Raw genomic sequence first — 256 nt, 5'->3', positions numbered from 1 at the left:
CAAGCAGCGATCCGCGAAGACCGATCAACGGGAGATGTTCTGATGCGTCGAGCCGCAGCCTGTCTCGCCCTGCTGCCGATCCTCGCGCTGCTGGCGGGGCCGCGCCCCGCGGCGGCGGCCGCGGAATTCCTCGACGGCGTCTTCACGCAGGGCGGCTTCGCGATCGGCCGCACGGCGCCGGGCGCCGCGGTGCGCTTCGACGGGCGCACGGTGCAGGTGGGGCCGGACGGGCGCTTCGTGATCGGCTTCCACCGGG

Annotated in this window: 1 protein-coding gene; it reads left to right on the top strand. The window is 74.2% G+C overall.

Annotated features, from left to right (window positions below):
- Positions 1–42 precede the first annotated feature (42 nt).
- On the top strand, positions 43–256 hold a 214-nt coding region (locus SB717_RS37635; RefSeq protein WP_410908254.1), incomplete at its 3' end, for a hypothetical protein.

Origin of the sequence: Priestia sp. SIMBA_032 (assembly GCF_046535215.1) — a bacterium.
GTDB classification, from domain to species: Bacteria; Bacillota; Bacilli; order Bacillales; family Bacillaceae_H; genus Priestia; species Priestia aryabhattai.
The sequence above is the reverse complement of the archived record's forward strand: the minus strand, read 5'-3'. Positions and strand labels throughout refer to the sequence as shown.